The following is an 18700-nucleotide window of genomic DNA, read 5'->3' on the forward strand; positions in this document are numbered from 1 at the left end:
AAACAGGGCGCCATGCGGGGCCGAACACGCCATCGCGACATTCTTCCAATCGGGGAAATCATGGAAAGCACTGTTCAGAAATCCTGCTGGGGCGTCACCGCCCGTGCAGTCCTTGGTTTTGGCGCAGTCCTGGTTATCGCCTATCTCTTCGGCGGCATCTGAAAACACCGGGCCATCGTCCTTACATAAACAGCGCGCTCTCCCAGGCGCGCTGTTTTTGTTTTTATCGTCCGATCCTGAAGGCAATGTCGCGCACGTAAAACCCGATGTCGGGAGATCGCCTTATGCGCGGCGCATGATAACGTAGCTTCAAGGATCAAAGCGTGGCCTGCCGCGGCAAGGAGAAGTCCGGGAATGTTTCTTTCGGTATTTGATGTCTTCAAGATTGGTATCGGGCCTTCGAGCTCCCACACGATGGGGCCGATGTCGGCGGCGAACCGCTTTCTCGACCTCATCCTCTCGTCCGACTGGCCGCGCCCGGCCGGCGCGCAGGTCGCGACCATCCGCATGAGCCTGCACGGCTCGCTCGCCTATACCGGCGTCGGCCATGGGTCCGACCGCGCCGTCGTGCTCGGCCTGATGGGCGAACGGCCCGATTCGGTCGATCCGGACCGGATGGACGCCATCATCGGCGAGGTGGAGCGCACCGGCCGCATCACGCCGCCCGGCCATCCCGGCTACGCCTTCCAGCCAAAGACCGACCTGATCTTCGACAAGAAGAACCCGCTGCCGGGCCATGCCAACGGCATGACCTTCTCCGCCTACGACCGCGACGACCGGCTGCTCCTGAAGCGCATCTATTATTCCGTCGGCGGCGGCTTCGTTGTCACCGACACCGAACTCGAACAGATGCGCGCCAGCAAGGCGCGGGCGGGCGACAAGAAGGTGCCGTTCCCCTTCGCCTCCGCCAAGCAGATGCTGGAAATGGCCGGGCGCTCCGGCATGACGATAGCCCAGATGAAGCGGGCGAACGAGGAAGCGACCATGTCGCGCACGGAGCTGGATTCCGGCCTCGACCGCATCTGGGGCGCGATGAAGAGTTGCATCGACCGCGGCCTGAAAAACGAGGGCATCATGCCGGGCGGCCTGAAGGTGCGCCGGCGCGCCCGCTCGATCCATGACAAGCTGCAGGAGGAGTGGCGCTCCAACAAGGCGAACCCGCTGCTCGCCAACGACTGGCTTTCCGTCTACGCCATGGCCGTCAACGAGGAGAATGCGGCCGGCGGCCGCGTTGTCACCTCGCCGACCAATGGTGCGGCCGGCGTCGTGCCCGCCACGATCCGCTACTACCTGCACTTCCATGAGGATGCCGACCAGGATGGCATTCGCGACTACCTGCTGACGGCAGCGGCCGTCGGCGGCATCATCAAGCACAATGCCTCGATCTCGGGCGCCGAAGTCGGCTGTCAGGGGGAGGTGGGTTCCGCCTCCGCCATGGCCGCCGCCGGCCTTGCCGCCGTCATGGGCGGCACGCCGGAACAGGTGGAGAATGCTGCGGAAATCGCGCTGGAACACCATCTCGGCATGACCTGCGATCCCATTGCCGGCCTCGTGCAGGTGCCCTGCATCGAGCGCAATGCGCTGGGCGCCGTCAAGGCCGTGACTGCGGCGTCGCTGGCGCTGAAGGGCGACGGCGTGCATTTCGTGCCGCTCGATGCCTGTATCGAGACGATGCGCCAGACCGGCGTCGACATGAACGAGAAGTACAAGGAAACCTCCACCGGCGGCCTCGCCGTCAACGTGGTGGAGTGCTGAGGCTTCCCGCTTCTTCCCTGTGGAGTGCGACGCGGCGGCCCCTTGACCCGGCCGCCGCAAGAGCGTTCAAAGAGCCATGGCCCTGCATCTCATCAAACTCTGTGTCGGCGCGGACTCGATCGAGGATCTGCGCGAATGGGTGTCCGAACGCTCGCTGATCGCGATTGCCGCGGGCATGGAGCCGCATTCCAGCCATATCACGCGCATGATCCCCAAGCGCGACCAGGAGCTGCTGGACGGCGGCTCGCTCTATTGGGTGATCAAGGGCCAGGTGCAAGCGCGCCAGCCGCTACTCGGCCTGAAGAGTTTTACCGATGTGGATGGCATTTCACGCTGCGAACTGGTGCTGGGACCGGAGGTCATCGAGACCGAATACCAGCCGCGTCGTGCCTTCCAGGGCTGGCGCTACCTCACCGATGACGATGCGCCGCGTGATCTGAAGAACATGGGCGACGGCACCGCCGACCTTCCGCTGGAGCTTCGGCGCGAACTGGCCGAACTCGGACTTCTCTAAGGAATTTGGGCGATCAGCGGATGCGCAGGCGCACCGGATGGCGACGTCCGCTGACGCCGACATGGAGATGAATCCCGGCGGCGGGCTGCCCGGAGCGCCAGGCGCGGGCGCCGTGCGCAAGCAGCATGCCGACGAGATCCTTCGTCTTGTTGCGTGAACGGCCGAGCCCGATATCCGCGATCCGCATCGCCGCCTCGTGCAGCGGGTGAAGCGTTCCCTTCAGCGACTTGCGCTTTTCGTCGCGCGCTTCCGGGGGGACATCGAACTGGTTTTCGTTCATCGCCATGATCTGCCTCGTACGCAATACCAAATCGAGGATGGCAGAACCGTCTTCACGGTATCCGCCTGCCTTCGCCCCGCAGCCTCCGGTATGCAAAACCTGTCCGGTGGCCGTTGCGGGCGCAAGGCGGTAGTCTTTTGAGAACGCGCCGAACACGCTGGCGCGCTCCAATCGTCTTTACTGCTGGCTGGCCCAGCAGGCGAAACCCTTGCGCTTCAGCACCTTGCAGGCTGCGGCAGCGCGATCCTGGCCGTCGAAGCCGCCGAAGCGGGCGCGGTAGAGCTGCTGGCTGCCGCTGTTAACGGCAACCGTGAAGGGCTGCGCGCTGGAGAGCGCCTTGCCGCCCTGGTCCTTCGCCTTGGAAAGCAGGTCCTGCGCCTGGCCGCGGTCCGGCGTTGCGCCGATCTGGATCACCCAGCCCGAGGGCACGGATTCCGATGCGACGGCGGCAACGGTGGAGGAGGTGGTCAGCTTGTCGACGTCGCCGCCGGTATCGCCCTGTTCCGTCAAGTCTTCCGGCGGAACGGCGCTGTCTCGCTGGATCTTCAGCGTGGCGGCGAGCGCCCGCTTGCCGACGACTTCCGAGCCTTCGTCCGCCGTTGCGGCATAGGCCGTCTCGATGCGGGCTTCGTTGTAGCGATAAGTCGGGATCGGGCCATTTTCCGGCAGGTCGAGGCCGCCGGCGAGCGACGCGGTCGCCGTTTTCTTCGTCACGGCTTCGGCGGTCAGCGTCGGCGCATCCTTGGTTTCGGCGATCAGGTCGCCACCGCCGCGGCGCGAGGCCTTCGGCATATAGGTGGCGATCAGCTTGCGCATCTGCTGGTCGCGGGCTGCACCCGAACGGCCGCCGATGACGACGCCGACGACGCTGCGGCCATCGGCGACAGCCGAGGTCACGAGATTGTAACCAGAAGCGCGGGTGTAACCGGTCTTGATACCGTCAACGCCGCGCACGCTGCCGAGCAGACGGTTATGGCCGTTGATGGTCTGCTTGCCGAAGCGGAAGCTGCGCACCGAGAAATAGGAATAGTATTGCGGAAAATGCTGGCGCAGCGCGATGCCGAGGCGGGCCTGGTCGCGCGCGGTCGTCACCTGTGCCGTATTGGGAAGGCCGTTCGCATTGCGGTAGACAGTGCGGGTCATGCCGAGCGCACGCGCCTTCTGCGTCATGATGCGGGCAAAACGCTCTTCCGAGCCGCCGAGGAATTCGGCAAGCGCCGTGGAGGCGTCATTCGCCGAACGGGTAATGAGGCCGAGCATGGCCTGCTCGACGGTGATGGAATTGCCGGTGCCCACGCCCAGCTTGGTCGGCGGCTCGCTGGAAGCATTCTTCGAGAAGGGAACGCGGGTGTTGAGGCGGATCTTTCCGGCCTCCAGCGCCTCGAAGGTGAGGTACAGCGTCATCATCTTGGTGAGCGAAGCGGGATAACGCAGTGCGTCGGCGTCTTCGCTGTAGAGTACCTTGCCGGTTTTCGCGTCGATGACGATGCCGGAATATTTCGGATTGGCCTCGGCCGGGGTCGCGACGGCTACGGTGGCGACCATCCCCACGATCACCAGACCTTTCGCCGCAGTGGCAATTGCCTGACAAGAGCGGGGGAGAAAATCGAGGAATACGGAGCGGGACACTAGGCTACTCTTCATGCTTGGATTGCACATGTGATCCGGAGGTGGACTTCCCGGAACGACCGTTCCCAGCACAGTAGTGGGATAGCGTTACCAATCGGTTTATGATGAATCATTGGTTTCTGAGATTGGCCGGGTTTTATCGACGGGGTTTATCGGTTCAGGCGGGCGGACGAAGGATGGCCGTCCTCGATGAAGGACTGGCCGAGATAGTCGCGAACGCGCGCCTCCATGGCCTGCCACTGCGGCAAAAGTCTGCTCGAAAAACGATAAAGCACAGAAAGATCGCGGCCGATGTGGATATCCCGCTGGCAGTCGGCGCTCGTCGATTGCGACGGGTCGGCAGGCATCATGCAGCGCACTGCATAGTCGGACCCATCCGGGAGCATGCCGGTGAAGAAGACCTCGCCGCCATAACCGGACGTGTCCTTCAGGGGCTGCAGGGTCAGGCCCGCCGGACCGGGCTCGGGCCGGTCGTCGAACAGGTGGCTATAGATCGGTCCGAGCCGGCCGGACATGTCCTTCGACATGGTGCTTTGCGAAAGATTGAGGAAAATCAGGCTTTCGGGGCGGCCGGCATCGTTGAATTTTGCGCGCTCGGCATTGGAATAGCCCTTCATTTCGGGCCAGGTCAGGTAGAGATCGACCCGTTCGGCGCGGCCGGTCTGGCGCTGTTCCTCGAAGCGGATCGTGTTGGCGGGAAGCCGGATCTGGTCCTGGCCGATGACGATATCCACCGGCTGGGCGCTTTCCGTATGGCCGGCAAGCGCGATGCGTTCGCCGAGCATGCGGCCGGCAAGGCTGATGGCGACGGTCACGCCGGCAAGAACCGCGACGGAAATCGTCAGGCGCGTCAGCAGGCGGTTGGAAAACAGGGGGGCGTGTTCGTCACTGCCGGTCGCTGCCACTGTCATCTCGCATCCCTCGCTGTGCCTGGTCGGGGCCGGTTTTAAGGGACGGCGACCTTTGTCGGAGCGTCTGCCAACAGGGTTAATTTTCGGTTGAGATCGGGCAGGGGTGGGGTGCTGAAAAAGAAAGCGGCCGGTTCCGGGACAGCAGAACCGGCCGCAGGGCCATGGTCGGGACGGGGATTGGGGGACTGACCGGGCCCTTTATTGCCCGGCGGGGCCGCCGGGCAATCTCGTCATGCGGCGCCGCGCTGGCGCCGGGGATTACTTGACGCTACCGACGGCGTCGGCACGACCGTCTTGCAGTTTCACCCACTTGCCGGCATTCGCCGAGGACTGGCGCTTCAGGAAGCGGTATTCGGTTTGCGACCAGAGCAGGACCTTGTTGCGCATGTTGTCGAGCACGAAGTCGCCGCGGTCGGTGCGCACGGTCAGCACCGCATGGCCTTCGCCGTTCGGCTGGAGCACGACGGTGATCAGAAGGTTCGACGGCGAAATGCCGGCTTCGATCAGGCGCTTGCGCTTCAGAAGAACATAGTCCTCGCAGTCGCCGACAGTGTCAGGATAGGTCCACTGTTCCTCGACGCCGTAAATCTCCATGTCGGTCAGCGGCTGCACGTCCGTGTTGACCGTGTAGTTGACGTTCAGGATCGTCTTCCAGCTTTCCTGCGTCAGCGCCAAAGGTCCCTTGTCCTTGCCGGTCGGGCCGCATTCGTCGCTGTACTGCTTGCAGAATTCGTAGTGGCCGATGGGCTGGTTGGTGCTGCCCGCCAGCGGAATGTTGGCCGGCAGCGCCATCGCGGCGCCTGCGGCAGCCAGAGAGAAGAGAAAGGCAAACGTCCCTGTCTTGATCGTTTTTTTCATTGTGTGTGTCCCCGTTCGATGAGGTCACAATGACAGGGATGTTTTGAACTTGCGCGAAAACCGGAAGTATAACTTAGTTCAAATCAAGGTGGTATAAGTATAAAACAAGAATAAAATTCGAGATGAATTTGAGTTGTACTTGAAATGCATTTGATTAAAATTTGAATGAATTTTTGCTTGGACCGATCCCGGTTCGATCAGCGCAATATGTTGATTCCAAAGAAATTTCCGACCGGGATCAACGCGATATCGGGTGCGATCATGGGGAGCGATGCCGTTGGAGCACATCGGACGAGGGCCGGCATTGCTATGGGCAACGGGGCTACAAAGGCCCTTTCGCCGTGCGAGGGGGCCTGAAGGCGCTTTTGGCGGCCAAAAATATTTTTGCGATTATTTTTGAGAAGGGCGCGCTGTCTCGTCCTGAAACAGCAAAGGGCCCCGCAGGACCCTCATGGTACAATACGACCTGTGGTCGTCCCGAAATGCTACAGGAATGCGGTCAGCGCATCCTTCGACTGCACGGACGAAAACTCGATGGCGACGCCTTCCTGGAAATGGCGCACGACGCGGCCCTTCATGTGGCCGAGCTGTACGGGCGTACCGAGCGCCGGCCGCACGTCGATGTCGACCGCCGCACCGGACATCGAAAGGTCGATGATGCGGCAGGGATAGCGCCGGCCGTCGTCGAGCGTCAGGTCGGTGCTGGTGTTGCGCGGCGTCAGGCGGTTGTGGCGGCGGTCTTCCGGCAGGCCCAGCTCGTGTTTGTTGGCGATCCAGGTGAGCTGTGCCGCCAGCTTTTCGCGCTTGCGGTCCGTTGCGTTGAGCAGGATCGCGAAGCCGGCGTCGCTGAGCGCGGCGACGGTGCCCTCGATGCGGCCGAGATGATCGACATAGGCGATGATGCGTTCGCCCATGCGCGGGCGGCCCAAGCAGATGAAGCTGGCATCGCCCGGCGACATGTCGAGCACCGTGCATTCATATTCTTCGTGATTGGCCAGCATCAGGCGGCCGGGCAGGTTCACCGAGACGCGCTGGAAGCTGCGCTGATCGGGCTGCGGTTTCCGGACGGCGGGCGATGCTTGCTGGAATGAATACATGTGCGCGCGTGCCTGATGATCTTATCTCTTTCCAACTCTTAATCTTTCGGGGTTAACAGAAGGTTTTCCCACACATTGAAAAGTCGTTACACGCGTGCATTTCGACAACTTAGAGGCGTTTCTGGTTGTGGTCCGGCGTTTCTGCCTCACCCATCGTCACCCTGGCGACCGCCCTCGAAGATCCTCAGATGCAGCACGCGGCTCATCGTCTGGCCGAGGCCGGCCGGCCGGACCGCCATGATCGAGGTGGGCATAGGCACGGCCGGCCGGTTGCCACCAAGATTCTTCGCCCGGCTCGGGTCGATGACCGAAAGCGCGCCCAGCGTCGCATAGCGGAAGGCCGAAAGCGGCTGCCGCTGGCCGGGCAGGGGCGCGAAGGCACCGATGATGCGGTCTGCCGCCTTGCCCTTGGTGGCGAGCGGCAACAGCACGACTTCCGCCTCCGTCGTGTCCAGGCTGCCGTCGACGAGCGCGATCTGCATGACGGCGGGTGCCGCATGCGCCATCACATTTTCCGTGATCCGGGCGACGCGGTTGCGCAGGTCCGGCGCAAAGAGTTTGTCGAAGCCGGACCCCTTGAGCTCCCGCCCGAACTGCGCACAAAGACGCGTGCCGGCGAGGCGGAAGCGGGGATCGTCCAGCCTGTTGTGTTCCAGAATGAAGACATCGGGCAGGATGGGCGCAATGTCGGCGGGCTCTATGGCGCTGCGCAGCGGCACGGCGCGCTCGCCCCGCTGCCGTGTCCAGTAATCATAAAGTGCCGTGACGGCCTTCGTCTGCATGCGCGCTTCCAATCGATTCTGTTCCGTTCCGGCACGAAAGGCCGTGCGTACGGTGGTTTTTCGAAAAGAGGAGCGAGTTTCGTGCCAGAGCGCCGTTAAGGTTAACCAATGCTTTCGATTGCATCGTCGGCCGGCTTGGGGGAACATCCGGTCATCCCTCCACGAGGGAATGGTTTACTGCACATCATTTCAGCCCCGGGGATTGGGGGCACCGGCCGTCAGCGAAAGCTGCACGGCCTTTCTTTTCTCTGTATAAGCGCGACTCGTATTTTATGAATTTGGTGGATCGGTCATGACGGATGACGGCGGTGGAGTGCAGGGCGGCGGGATGGACCTCCGCAAGCGGGAGCCGGCATTCAACCTGCCGGGCAGCCTCGTCGCGATCCTGGCCCTGCTCACCGTTATCCATGTGGTGCGCACCTATCTGATCTCGGCCCAGGCGGACGAGCTGGTCCTCCTGCACTTCGCCTTCATTCCCGGTCGCTACTCCATTCCCTTTTCCGAGCAGGATCTCGGCTGGCTGTGGAGCCCGATCACCTATTCGCTGCTGCATGGCAGCTGGGAACACCTGATCTTCAACGCCTTCTGGATGGTCGCCTTCGGTGCGCCGGTCGTGCGGCGCATCGGCCTTTGGCGCTTCTTTCTCTTCTGGTGCCTCTCCGCCATCGCCGCCGTCGCCTTTCACGCGGCGCTGCATTGGGGGGCGATGATTCTCGTCGTCGGCGCGTCCGGCGTGGTGTCCGGCCTGATGGGAGCGGCGGCGCGCTTCGTCTTCTCGCCGAGCGGCCGCATCAGCCGGCAGTTCGCCCATCTCAACCGCCGCCTGACCATCCCCGAAGCGCTTTCCAACCGCTCCGTGCTGGTCTTTTCCGGCATCTGGTTCCTGACGAACTTTTTGATCGGCTTCGGCCAGATTTTCGGCTCGGTTGCTGGCGGCGCGATCGCCTGGGAAGCGCATATCGGCGGCTTCCTGTTCGGCTTCCTGTTCTTCCCGCTGTTCGACGTCGCGGTCGCCGAAAGCCGCCGGGATTAACGATAGTCCATTAGCGGTCTTGCAATCGCCTCTATCGTGGCGCACCATGGACGTGTTCCGGTTCGCACATGCACACCGGAACGGGAGCGGTATCACGCGGGAGGAAGCGGATATCGCGCCGGTTACTGGCAGGGCATCCCTGCGCGGGTGTCCCGCCTCTCTGCGTTATGATGCACACGGGAGGTACGCATGTATGTAAAGACGATATTGGACGAAAAAGGCCGCAACGTCGTGACCGGCGGCCCGCAGCTCACAGTCAAGCAGGCTGCCGTCTATCTGCATGAAAACCATATCGGCGCCATCGTCATCGTCGATCGCAACGACCGCATCGCCGGCATCGTGACCGAGCGTGACATCGTTGCCGCCGTCGCCCGCAACGGGGCGGAATGCCTGGACAAACCCATTTCCTCCATCATGTGGGGCAACGTCCATCGCTGCGACGAGAACCAGACCGTCGAAGGCCTCATGGAAATGATGAGCAAGCTGCGTGCCCGCCATATCCCGGTGGAAAAGGAAGGGCGCCTTGTCGGCATCATCTCGATCGGCGACGTGGTGAAGTCCCATATACGGGCGATCAAGCACGAAGCGGAGGCCATCAAGGCCTATATTTCCGGCTAATCGCCAGATCCTGAACGATTTCGGGCGGACCGATGTCAATCGCTCCGCCCGCTCGTGTTTTGCCTGATGACCGCGCTCAGCGCATCAGCACGGCTTCCTGCATGCGCTTGATCTCGAAAATCCGCGCCTTGGCTTCCAGGTAGCCGCGGTCGATCGCTTCGCCGGCGCGGTGGAATTCCGACAGGCCGATATCCGACAGCTTGGGATGCAGCGACAGATCCGGCGGGTCTCCGGCAAGGCGTGCGCGGGAAATGCGGTCCTGAATGATGTTGAAGGACTGCACCATGACGCTCGTAAGCCCGAGGCGCGCAGCACTGTCTTCCTGCTTGTGATCGTCGATCTTCTGTTGGCTCGCGCTGTGCTTGATGACAGCAGAGCGGCCATAGAGGTCGTAGTTGAGGTTGACGGCGACGACCAGCGGCTCCTCATGCGCGCGACAGACCGAGACCGGCACGGGATTGACCAGCGCGCCATCGACCAGCGTGCGGTTGTTGCACTTGATCGGCTCGAAAATGCCGGGGAGCGCATAGGAGGCGCGGATGGCAGTGATCAGCGAGCCGCTGTTGATCCACACCTCATGGCCGCTGTTGACCTCGGTGGCGACCGCCACGAAGGGGCGGTCGAGGTCTTCGATCGACAGGTTTTCCAGATGCTCCTGCATGCGCTTCGTCAGCCGCATGCCGCCGAACAGGCCGGAACCGCGAATGGTGAAATCGAGCAGGCTCGCGATGCGCCGCATGGTGAGCGAGCGGGCGAAGGCCTCCAGCTCGTCGAGCTTGCCGGCGAGGTAGCAGCCGCCGACCAGAGCGCCGATCGAGGTCCCGGCGATCATGCCGACGGGGATGCCTTCCTCGTCGAGCGCCCGCAGCACGCCGATATGGGCCCAGCCTCGGGCAGCACCGCCGCCCAGCGCAAGAGCGATCTTGGGTTTGCGCGGCTGGGCCGGCGCGGGAATGTGAGACATATCGTTCATGGAAGGGCCGCCCGGATCTGATGCATCCGCCGTTACGAGACTACGATTGAAACTCCAGTTCAGCATGCCGGGCCTCCGTTACGAAGAGGAATTCGCGCCGAAGCAATCAGTTCCAGAGCCTCGGGCCTATCCGCTACACAATAAATGACAGGATAGATGCAGACTGTGACGCGGGGAACTTTGGCGAGAAAAACCCGTCTGCGGAGTTCCCCGTGTGCGTCCTGTCGAAACGGAAGGCGAGCGCTTGCCCGTCGGATCGTCGTCCCCTGCGGGGCGGCGTTGGAAACCGGTCGTGACGCACTACAGCGATTGGGTTCCATGGTCCTGATCCGTGGCGGGGATAACGGCCGCCATGGCGTGCATTAGGCCTCCCGACCGGTTGCCAATTGGTGAATCCGTGCCGGAACTGAACGGAATCCGCGCAGATGCTTAATTTTTACCGTAGATCGCCGCCGGATCGAACTGCGGTTCGCCGCCGGTAATCGTCAGCACCGCGCCCTCCGGGCCGGTCGAAACCGTGCGGTAGAAGCACGAGCGGCGCCCGGTGTGGCAGGTCGCGTCATGGCCGGCGACCGAGACCTTCAGCCACACGGCATCCTGGTCGCAATCGGTGCGCAGCTCCACGACCGTCTGGAGGTTGCCGGAGGTTTCCCCCTTCTTCCAGAGCGAGTTGCGCGAGCGGCTCCAGTAATGCGCGATGCCGGTCTCCACGGTCAGCGCCAGCGATTGCGCGTTCATGTGGGCGACCATCAGCAATTCGCCGTCCTTCGCGTCCGTCACCACGGCCGTCACCAGGCCGTGTTCGTCGAAGCGCGGCGTGAAGTCCGGGCCGGTTTCGAGTTCGGCCTTGTCCTTGGACGGGGATTTGAAGGTGATCGTCATGCGGTCGGCTCCGTCGCGCGGAGCCGGCTTGTCGCCTAGCTCCGGATCATCGTCATGAACCGCACCTGTTCGGTCGGTTCGGTCTTGAAGGCACCGGTAAAGGTGGTGGTGAGCGTTGTCGAGCCCTGTTTCTGAATGCCGCGCATCGCCATGCACATATGCTCGGCCTCGATCATCACGGCCACCCCACGCGGGTTCAGCGTCTCGTCGATCGAACGCGCGATCTGCGCCGTCATGGTTTCCTGCGTCTGCAGGCGGCGGCCGAAGATTTCGACGACTCGTGCGATCTTCGACAGACCCAGCACCCGGCCATTCGGCAGATAGGCGACATGCGCCTTGCCGATGATCGGCACCATATGGTGTTCGCAATGCGAGAAGAACGGGATGTCCTTCACCAGCACCATGTCGTCATAGCCGGCAACCTCCTCGAAGGTGCGGCCCAGCACGTCCTCGGCGGCGAGGTCATAGCCGGAAAACAGCTCGCGATAGGATTTTGCGACGCGGGCAGGGGTGTCGAGCAGCCCCTCGCGCTCCGGATCGTCGCCCGCCCAGCGAAGCAGGACGCGAACGGCATCCTCCGCCTCTTTCTGCGAGGGGCGGCCAGACGGATCGTCGACACGCGGAAAATTGGTGACTATGGCGTCCATGGACCCAATGACCTTTCTGCAGGCTACCTGACCTGTATATCGGACTCGCCACTGGCCATTCGCCTAACCCTGCAGGCTTGGGTTCCGTCGGCGGGCTCCGGGGCTTTCGGGTCTCGGCTTCTCAGTGCACTAGACCGTCCGGCACGGTTTCCCAAACAACAGGTGGTCGCCTCGCATCTTGCAAAACGCTCACCCCAATACGAGTTATCATATAGTATCGAACGACGGCTGCGAAAGAGGCGTGATGCGACGCGGCATGCTTTTTTACCGACGACACCGGAATAATCTCCTCGGATCATTGAAGATTCCGCAAAAAATGCGAAAAACAGGGCCATGATGGACGATATCTACAACAGCCGCATCCTGGAATTCGCCGGCAATATCCCGCGCATCGGCACGCTCCCCGATGCGGATGCCGAGGCCGGCGCCCATTCCAAGCTCTGCGGCTCGCGCGTCAAGATCTACCTGAAGCTCGATGGCGACCGCGTCACCGATTTCGCCCATGAGGTGAAGGCCTGCGCGCTCGGCCAGGCGTCCTCCTCGATCATGGCGCGCCACGTCATCGGCGCGACGAGCGCGGAAATCCGCGACGCGCGCGAAAAAATGCTGGCCATGCTGAAGGCGGACGGCGAGGGGCCGGACGGCCGCTTCGAGGACATGCGTTTCCTGAAACCCGTCAAGGACTACAAGGCCCGCCACGCCTCCACCATGCTGACCTTCGATGCCGTGGTGGATGCCATCGGCCAGATCGAGGCGAAGCGGCTGGAAAAGGCAGGGTGAGGCGCGGTGTGCGACGCCCCGGATTGCCGGCATGCCGGCGCGCGGCTCGCTTATAGGGGCCGCAACTGGCCGGGGCCGTTCCGCCGCACGCCGGGCCGCCTTGCCGGCATGGGCTTCATCCGGCTCTACCAGCTCACGCTCTCCGGCTTTATCGGCCATGGCTGCCGTCACCTGCCGACCTGCTCGGAATATGGCTATGAGGCGATCGCCCGCCACGGCCTGTGGCAGGGCGGGTTTTTGGCGCTGTTCCGCGTCGCCCGCTGCGGCCCCGGCGGCACGCATGGGTTCGATCCCGTGCCGGAGGCACTGGAGAAGCGGTTTCGCTGGTGGGCGCCGTGGCGGCTGTGGCGCGTGGCAAAAAGCCGGGAAGGGGCAAGGCCGTGACCGTGCCGATGGATTTTCGCCACGCCGCGCACGCCGCGCCGCAGGATTTCTGGCGCGCATGACGAGCCATGTCGCCCTCCTGCACTCGATCGTGCTCGGCCCCGGCCGCCGCGTCGTGATGGCGGAGCTGAAGGCGATGGCCGAGACGCTTGGCTTTGCCAATCCCCGCACGCTGGTCGCGACCGGCAACCTCGTCTTCGATGCGCAGCACGCGGACCTCGCCACGCTCGAAAACCGGCTGGAAACGGCGTTCCGCGAAACCTTCGGCAAACATGTCGATATCATCCTGCGCCGCGCCGACGCCTGGAAACGGCTCGCCGCCGGCAATCCCTTTCCGGGCGATGACGGCGCCAATGTCTGCGTGCGCGTGATGCGCGAACCGCTCGGCCCCGCGGCCCTCGAAAAACTCGAAACGCTGGCCGCCCCGGAACTGCGCCTCGCCCTCGTTGACGGCGACCTCTGGATCGACTTTCGCGGCAAGCCGAGCGAAACGAAACTGCTCTCGCACCTGACGACCAAAAAACTCGGCATCGGCACGCTGCGCAACGCCAACACCGTCAACGGCCTCGCGGCGATGCTCGGCTGACGGGGCAGAGCGGATCGTCCGGCCAGTCGTCGCTCTCTTCCATCGCCCGCGAATCCGCCTCGCTCCAGCGGTCGAGCTGCTCGGGACTGTAGCCTCTAGCGAGAAATTCTTGCCGTTCGAGGTCGAAAAGCTCTTCGGTGGCGCGGTTGACCGCGGTCTGGGTGGCGTCGTCCACCACGCAGGGCGGAAATTGCTTGTAATGCGTCGTGCCGATCTCGTCGGCCGGGTGGCAGCCGACGCAGCGCTTGGCGCGCCGGCATTTCGGCAAGTGGCAGGTGCGGAAATGGCCGGCATGGGTCGCCGCATCGCGAAACAGCGGTTGCAGGCGCCGCGTGACGCGGCGAAGGCGGATTTCCTCTTGCGAGAGTTTTTCCCTGGCCTCGTCCATGGCCCTTTCTCCGTCTGTTTCGGGCACGCCAAAGGGTCCCGCGGGCGTGCCGTCGGGTTTGAAAACTGTCCGGAGAACCGCGCGAAAGCGTTGCCTCGGGATATGGGATGTGTGGCATCGCTTTCGCGCGGCCCCAGGCGTTCTTCGGAGACGGTCCGGTCTCCTTCAGGCGCAAAACTGCTTCGCTGCGCGGCCTGCCGTCCTCTTGGCCATCCGAAAGGCGCTTTCACGCACTTGCCGGGGCCTTGCGGGGCAGAACCGCTTGCATGGCGGACCCAAACCGACCCCACGAACCCGGGGAAGGGGGAAGCCTGTCACAACGGAAATTCGCATTCCCGCAGCGTTTCGCGCCTCTTCCGCCCCTGCCGCACGTCCCGGCAGAAAACGAAAGCGCCTCCTCCCGCCCGCATCGACACGTCACGCGATCCGTCCGGCGGCGGAAGGAGGTTTAGGATATGCGAGGTTTTGGGGGTGGGGAAAATCGGCGTGCGAATTTTCTGTAGAGTTCCGCCTTCTAGGTAATGGGAGGCTTTTCAACTATAAGGAGGAAATATTTTCCAACCTATGCGGCGTTGGTCCAATTCGCCCCGCTTATTTTTCCATCATTATCAAAGCCAATATGGATTAGCTTCTTTGTGGAGAATTCGTATTTACGGCCTCCTTTTCTGCCGTAAATTACTTCAAAATTAATTATGCCTTGCAGCGCGCCGTCACGCGGCGCGTCCAGGGCGATCAGGCAATCATCGAACCACATGACTCCATGAGGTGGTATCTCAAATACTTGGGGTAACTTCGCTTCGTTCTGAGGGACGCGATCAGCAATTCGTGTGGAGACCCTTAAAACTGTGCATTCTAGAGGGTAGTCATAGGTGCTTCTCAATTCGAATCCGATAGAGATCTCTCTTGTATCTGCTGGCGAAGCCCGTGCAGCTATCCTGCCCGAAGAAAACGCTAACTTGTCATTTGCGTTCTGGCGTTGCCTCCAAAGCGAGTAGTGAAATAACCCATTTCCAGTCCCGCCAAATGTAACCGCAGCAATCATGATTAACCAAGACCATTGGATTCCCTCAAGATAGCCCGCCGATACAGCAGCTATCGTTGAGATGATCGGCATCGCCGTGATTATTAAACTGTAAATATCCCAGGGAGCAGGTATCGCGGCACCAAAAAGCAGCTTCAAGAGCTTACGCAATTCCCGACCTCCTCAATTAAAGTATGATAGATACGCGATGAAGATAGCTTCGCGCCTCGCCACCAGTATGGTTTGAAGCACTCGGCGCGCTCTAGTCATAGTTGATTCAGGGTGAGTCTGTCGATCTGTGTGTGCCGGGCTTATACTTCCAAGGAAACCTGCTGACTATCAACGATTAGGCTATCGGTTAGCCGCCATCCTCAGTGAGGTCTGGCGCGTAAAGTCAGCCACCCCTTCCAATCCCCCCATTTTCCCCTTATACCGCGCGACGCACGCGCCGGCATTCCGGCTATTACCCTCGCATACCACCCGCATTCGTTGGCGGGACTGGATAGGAGATTTTTTGATGTCTGCACCCGTTTCCCTCACGTTTCCCGATGGTTCCGTCCGCGAATATCCCGCGGGCTCGACCGGGCGTGATGTTGCCGAAGCGATTTCCAAGTCGCTCGCGAAGAAGGCGATTGCGATTGCGCTCGATGGCGAGCTGCGCGATCTCTCGGAGACCGTTTCGAACGGCCGGATCGAGATCGTCACCCGCGAGGACGATCGCGCGCTGGAGCTGATCCGTCACGATGCCGCCCATGTGATGGCGGAGGCGGTGCAGGAGCTTTGGCCGGGCACGCAGGTGACCATCGGTCCGGTCATCGACAACGGCTTCTATTACGACTTCGCCAAGGACGAGCCCTTCACGCCGGACGATCTGCCGAAGATCGAAAAGCGCATGAAGGAGATTATCCAGCGCAACAAGCCGTTCACCCGGGAAGTGTGGTCGCGCGACAAGGCCAAGGACGTCTTTGCCGCCAAGGGCGAGAAATACAAGGTCGAGCTGGTCGATGCGATCCCCGAGGGGCAGGACCTCAAGATCTATTACCAGGGCGACTGGTTCGACCTGTGTCGTGGCCCGCACATGGCCGCGACCGGCCAGATCGGCACGGCCTTCAAGCTGATGAAGGTCGCGGGCGCCTATTGGCGCGGCGACAGCAACAACCCGATGCTGACGCGCATCTACGGCACCGCCTGGCGCACGCAGGAGGAGCTCGACAGCTACCTGCACATCCTCGCCGAAGCCGAAAAGCGCGACCATCGCCGGCTCGGCCGCGAAATGGACCTGTTCCATTTCCAGGAGGAAGGGCCGGGCGTCGTCTTCTGGCACGGCAAGGGCTGGCGCATGTTCCAGACGCTCGTCGCCTATATGCGCCGTCGTCTTTCCGGCACCTATGAAGAGGTGAATGCGCCGCAGGTGCTCGACAAGTCGCTCTGGGAAACCTCCGGCCACTGGGGCTGGTATCGCGACAACATGTTCAAGGTGACCGTCGCCGGCGACGAGACCGACGACGAGCGCGTCTTCGCGCTGAAGCCGATGAACTGCCCGGGGCATGTGCAGATCTTCAAGCATGGCTTGAAGTCCTATCGCGAACTGCCTGTTCGCCTTGCGGAATTCGGCAACGTGCATCGCTACGAGCCTTCCGGCGCGCTGCACGGGCTGATGCGCGTGCGCGGCTTCACGCAGGACGATGCGCATGTCTTCTGCACCGACGAGCAGATGGCGGCGGAATGCCTGCGCATCAACGACCTCATCCTCTCGGTCTACAAGGATTTCGGGTTCGAGGAGGTGACGATCAAGCTCTCCACGCGTCCGGAAAAGCGCGTCGGTTCCGACGACTTGTGGGATCGGGCCGAGGGCGTGATGAAGCAGGTGCTGGACACGATCCAGCAGCAGTCGAACAACATCAAGACCGGCATCCTGCCGGGCGAGGGTGCGTTCTACGGGCCGAAGTTCGAATATACGCTGAAGGACGCCATCGGCCGTGAATGGCAGTGCGGCACCACGCAGGTGGACTTCAACCTGCCGGAACGGTTCGGCGCCTTCTACATTGACCAGAACTCCGACAAGAAGCAGCCGGTGATGATCCACCGCGCCATCTGCGGCTCGATGGAGCGCTTCCTCGGCATTCTCATCGAGAACTTTGCCGGCCACATGCCGCTGTGGATCGCGCCGATGCAGGTGGTGGTCGCGACCATCACCTCGGACGCCGACGACTATGGCCGCGAGGTGGCGGATCTTCTGCGCGAGGCGGGCCTGACGGTCGAGACCGACTTCCGCAACGAGAAGATCAACTACAAGGTCCGCGAGCACTCGGTCAGCAAGGTTCCGGTCATCGTGGTCTGCGGCAAGCGGGAGGCGGAGGAACGTTCGGTCAACATCCGCCGCCTGGGTTCGCAGAACCAGACGGCGATGTCGCTCGACGAGGCGATCGCCGCGCTGACGCTGGAAGCCATGGCCCCGGATCTGAAGCGCAAGCTCGGCAAGGCGTGAGCGTTTACGCGGATTGTCGGAAAACTGTAATGATCCCGTGCTAGCTAGTGCGGGATTATCTTTTTGGGGAATACCGTGCGGTTCAAGGAACTCTCCTACGCCAACGAAAACGATCCGCGCCTCAAACGATGGTTCATCCGCTCCATGGAAGGTCTCGCCGGTCGTAACCGCTACGCCCGGCTCTATGACATCTGGCGCAAATCCATCGTCGGGCACAGTGCGCGGGTTTTCGGCGACATGCTGGAACTCATCAATGTGCGGCTGCGCGTGCAGGGCTCCTGGCCGCCGCCGGACCTGCCGCAAGGCCCCGTCGTCATCGTCGCCAACCACCCGTTCGGAATCGGCGACGGCATCGCGGTGCTGGCGCTTGCCGAACAGCTCGGCCGGCCGTTCAAGGTGATGATCCACAACGACCTCTTGAAAGTGCCGGAAATGCAGCCCTATGCGCTGCCGGTCTCCTTCGAGGAAACCAAGGAGGCGCTTGCGCTCAACATGAAGACGCGGGCGGAAGCCGTGCGGCTCTTGAAGGAGGGCACGACCGTGATCGTGTTCCCGGCGGGCGGTGTGGCGACGGCAAAGAAGGTTTTCGGCCGCGCGGAAGACCTGCCGTGGAAGATGTTCCCGGCAAAGCTCATCCAGTCGGCGCAGGCAAACGTCATTCCCGTCTTCTTCGAGGGGCAGAACGGCCGGCTCTTCCACCTGGCGAGCAAGGTCTCGATGACGCTGCGCCTGTCGCTCCTGATCCGCGAGTTCCAGAAACTCTCCGGCTCGACGATCGCCGCGCGCATCGGCGGCGTCATTCCCTGGGCGGAACTCGATGCGGGCGACCGCAAGAACATCATGGCGCGGCTCTACGAAGCCGTCTTCGCCATGGCGCCGCTGCCGAAGCCGAAACCGTTTATGCGGCGGGCTGGTTAGGACCAATCGACATTCAGCCCATGCCGGCCTGCAAATGGCGATTTTCCGCGCTTCCGGTGCTCACGTACCAAGCCGTTCATGCGGCGGGCTGGTTAGGACCAATCGACATTCAGCCCATGCCGGCCTGCAAATGGCGATTTTCCGCGCTTCCGGTGC

At 62.4% G+C, this 18700-nt stretch carries 20 protein-coding genes; 9 read left to right on the top strand and 11 right to left on the bottom strand.

The window, feature by feature from the left end; genetic code table 11:
• Positions 1-354: 354 nt before the first annotated feature.
• Entirely contained in the window at positions 355-1755 is a 1401-nt protein-coding gene (locus AC1RWL_RS21080) for an L-serine ammonia-lyase (protein WP_493097057.1), read from the top strand.
• A gap of 76 nt (positions 1756-1831) precedes the next feature.
• Positions 1832-2269, top strand: a complete 438-nt coding sequence (locus AC1RWL_RS21085; protein WP_256115806.1) for a DUF1489 family protein — start codon at positions 1832-1834, stop codon at positions 2267-2269.
• A 13-nt stretch (positions 2270-2282) separates the two neighbouring features.
• Here AC1RWL_RS21085 and AC1RWL_RS21090 read toward each other — a convergent pair whose 3' ends face one another.
• From AC1RWL_RS21090 to AC1RWL_RS21115, 6 genes are all read right to left on the bottom strand, one after another.
• Positions 2283-2555, bottom strand: coding sequence for a hypothetical protein (locus tag AC1RWL_RS21090; RefSeq protein ID WP_256116179.1), 273 nt, complete (start codon positions 2553-2555; stop codon positions 2283-2285).
• Between the two features lie 171 nt (positions 2556-2726).
• A complete protein-coding gene (locus AC1RWL_RS21095; protein WP_256115807.1) occupies positions 2727-4193 on the bottom strand; it encodes a D-alanyl-D-alanine carboxypeptidase in 1467 nt (488 codons plus the stop codon).
• A 134-nt stretch (positions 4194-4327) separates the two neighbouring features.
• The gene (locus tag AC1RWL_RS21100; RefSeq protein WP_493097058.1) at positions 4328-5089 is read right to left on the bottom strand and encodes a hypothetical protein; all 762 of its coding nucleotides are present in this window, start codon (positions 5087-5089) and stop codon (positions 4328-4330) included.
• 258 nt (positions 5090-5347) lie between these two features.
• Complete coding sequence (locus tag AC1RWL_RS21105) at positions 5348-5947, bottom strand: transglutaminase-like cysteine peptidase (protein WP_256115810.1); 600 nt, start codon at positions 5945-5947, stop codon at positions 5348-5350.
• A 485-nt stretch (positions 5948-6432) separates the two neighbouring features.
• Positions 6433-7044 carry a PilZ domain-containing protein gene (locus AC1RWL_RS21110; RefSeq protein WP_256115811.1) on the bottom strand — a complete coding sequence of 204 codons (612 nt, stop codon included), beginning with the start codon at positions 7042-7044 and terminating at the stop codon, positions 6433-6435.
• Between the two features lie 146 nt (positions 7045-7190).
• The gene (locus tag AC1RWL_RS21115) at positions 7191-7826 is read right to left on the bottom strand and encodes a PAS domain-containing protein (protein WP_435268406.1); all 636 of its coding nucleotides are present in this window, start codon (positions 7824-7826) and stop codon (positions 7191-7193) included.
• A gap of 292 nt (positions 7827-8118) precedes the next feature.
• On the opposite strand from AC1RWL_RS21115, the gene AC1RWL_RS21120 reads away from it, so the two are divergent.
• Together AC1RWL_RS21120 and AC1RWL_RS21125 are read left to right on the top strand one after the other, a co-directional pair.
• The gene (locus AC1RWL_RS21120) at positions 8119-8859 is read left to right on the top strand and encodes a rhomboid family intramembrane serine protease (protein ID WP_493097059.1); all 741 of its coding nucleotides are present in this window, start codon (positions 8119-8121) and stop codon (positions 8857-8859) included.
• 189 nt (positions 8860-9048) lie between these two features.
• Complete coding sequence (locus AC1RWL_RS21125) at positions 9049-9477, top strand: CBS domain-containing protein (protein ID WP_256115814.1); 429 nt, start codon at positions 9049-9051, stop codon at positions 9475-9477.
• A 76-nt stretch (positions 9478-9553) separates the two neighbouring features.
• Here the strand turns inward: AC1RWL_RS21125 and AC1RWL_RS21130 are convergent, their stop codons facing one another.
• The 3 genes from AC1RWL_RS21130 to folE all read right to left on the bottom strand — a co-directional run bounded on the left by AC1RWL_RS21130 (position 9554) and on the right by folE (position 11979).
• Positions 9554-10516 carry a patatin-like phospholipase family protein gene (locus AC1RWL_RS21130; protein WP_256115816.1) on the bottom strand — a complete coding sequence of 321 codons (963 nt, stop codon included), beginning with the start codon at positions 10514-10516 and terminating at the stop codon, positions 9554-9556.
• A 363-nt stretch (positions 10517-10879) separates the two neighbouring features.
• Positions 10880-11332: a phosphoribosyl-AMP cyclohydrolase gene (gene hisI, locus AC1RWL_RS21135; protein WP_493097060.1), complete on the bottom strand. Its 453-nt coding sequence runs from the start codon at positions 11330-11332 to the stop codon at positions 10880-10882.
• Positions 11333-11367: 35 nt separating this feature from the next.
• Positions 11368-11979 (bottom strand): GTP cyclohydrolase I FolE, encoded by a 612-nt coding sequence (folE, locus tag AC1RWL_RS21140; protein WP_256115818.1) that lies wholly within the window; start codon positions 11977-11979, stop codon positions 11368-11370.
• Between the two features lie 333 nt (positions 11980-12312).
• Here folE and AC1RWL_RS21145 point away from each other — a divergent pair, with 333 nt between their 5' ends.
• Genes AC1RWL_RS21145 through AC1RWL_RS21155 form a run of 3 tightly spaced genes read left to right on the top strand, consistent with a single transcriptional unit; the run spans position 12313 to position 13729 of the window.
• Positions 12313-12759: an iron-sulfur cluster assembly scaffold protein gene (locus AC1RWL_RS21145; RefSeq protein ID WP_493097061.1), complete on the top strand. Its 447-nt coding sequence runs from the start codon at positions 12313-12315 to the stop codon at positions 12757-12759.
• Between the two features lie 6 nt (positions 12760-12765).
• Positions 12766-13143, top strand: coding sequence for a membrane protein insertion efficiency factor YidD (gene yidD, locus AC1RWL_RS21150; RefSeq protein ID WP_493097062.1), 378 nt, complete (start codon positions 12766-12768; stop codon positions 13141-13143).
• A gap of 58 nt (positions 13144-13201) precedes the next feature.
• The gene (locus AC1RWL_RS21155) at positions 13202-13729 is read left to right on the top strand and encodes a DUF1697 domain-containing protein (protein ID WP_493097063.1); all 528 of its coding nucleotides are present in this window, start codon (positions 13202-13204) and stop codon (positions 13727-13729) included.
• On the opposite strand, the gene AC1RWL_RS21160 is transcribed toward AC1RWL_RS21155, so the two are convergent.
• Both AC1RWL_RS21160 and AC1RWL_RS21165 read right to left on the bottom strand, forming a co-directional pair.
• Entirely contained in the window at positions 13701-14117 is a 417-nt protein-coding gene (locus tag AC1RWL_RS21160; RefSeq protein WP_493097064.1) for a hypothetical protein, read from the bottom strand. The two genes, AC1RWL_RS21155 and AC1RWL_RS21160, sit on opposite strands and share 29 nt — an antisense overlap.
• Positions 14118-14679: 562 nt before the next feature.
• Positions 14680-15309 (bottom strand): hypothetical protein, encoded by a 630-nt coding sequence (locus AC1RWL_RS21165; protein ID WP_493097065.1) that lies wholly within the window; start codon positions 15307-15309, stop codon positions 14680-14682.
• Positions 15310-15655: 346 nt separating this feature from the next.
• On the opposite strand from AC1RWL_RS21165, the gene thrS reads away from it, so the two are divergent.
• Positions 15656-17626 carry a threonine--tRNA ligase gene (gene thrS, locus AC1RWL_RS21170; protein ID WP_493097066.1) on the top strand — a complete coding sequence of 657 codons (1971 nt, stop codon included), beginning with the start codon at positions 15656-15658 and terminating at the stop codon, positions 17624-17626.
• Between the two features lie 75 nt (positions 17627-17701).
• A complete protein-coding gene (locus AC1RWL_RS21175; RefSeq protein ID WP_256115826.1) occupies positions 17702-18544 on the top strand; it encodes a lysophospholipid acyltransferase family protein in 843 nt (280 codons plus the stop codon).
• Positions 18545-18700 lie beyond the last annotated feature (156 nt).

This window comes from Shinella sp. GW821-FHT10F02 (assembly GCF_058809275.1).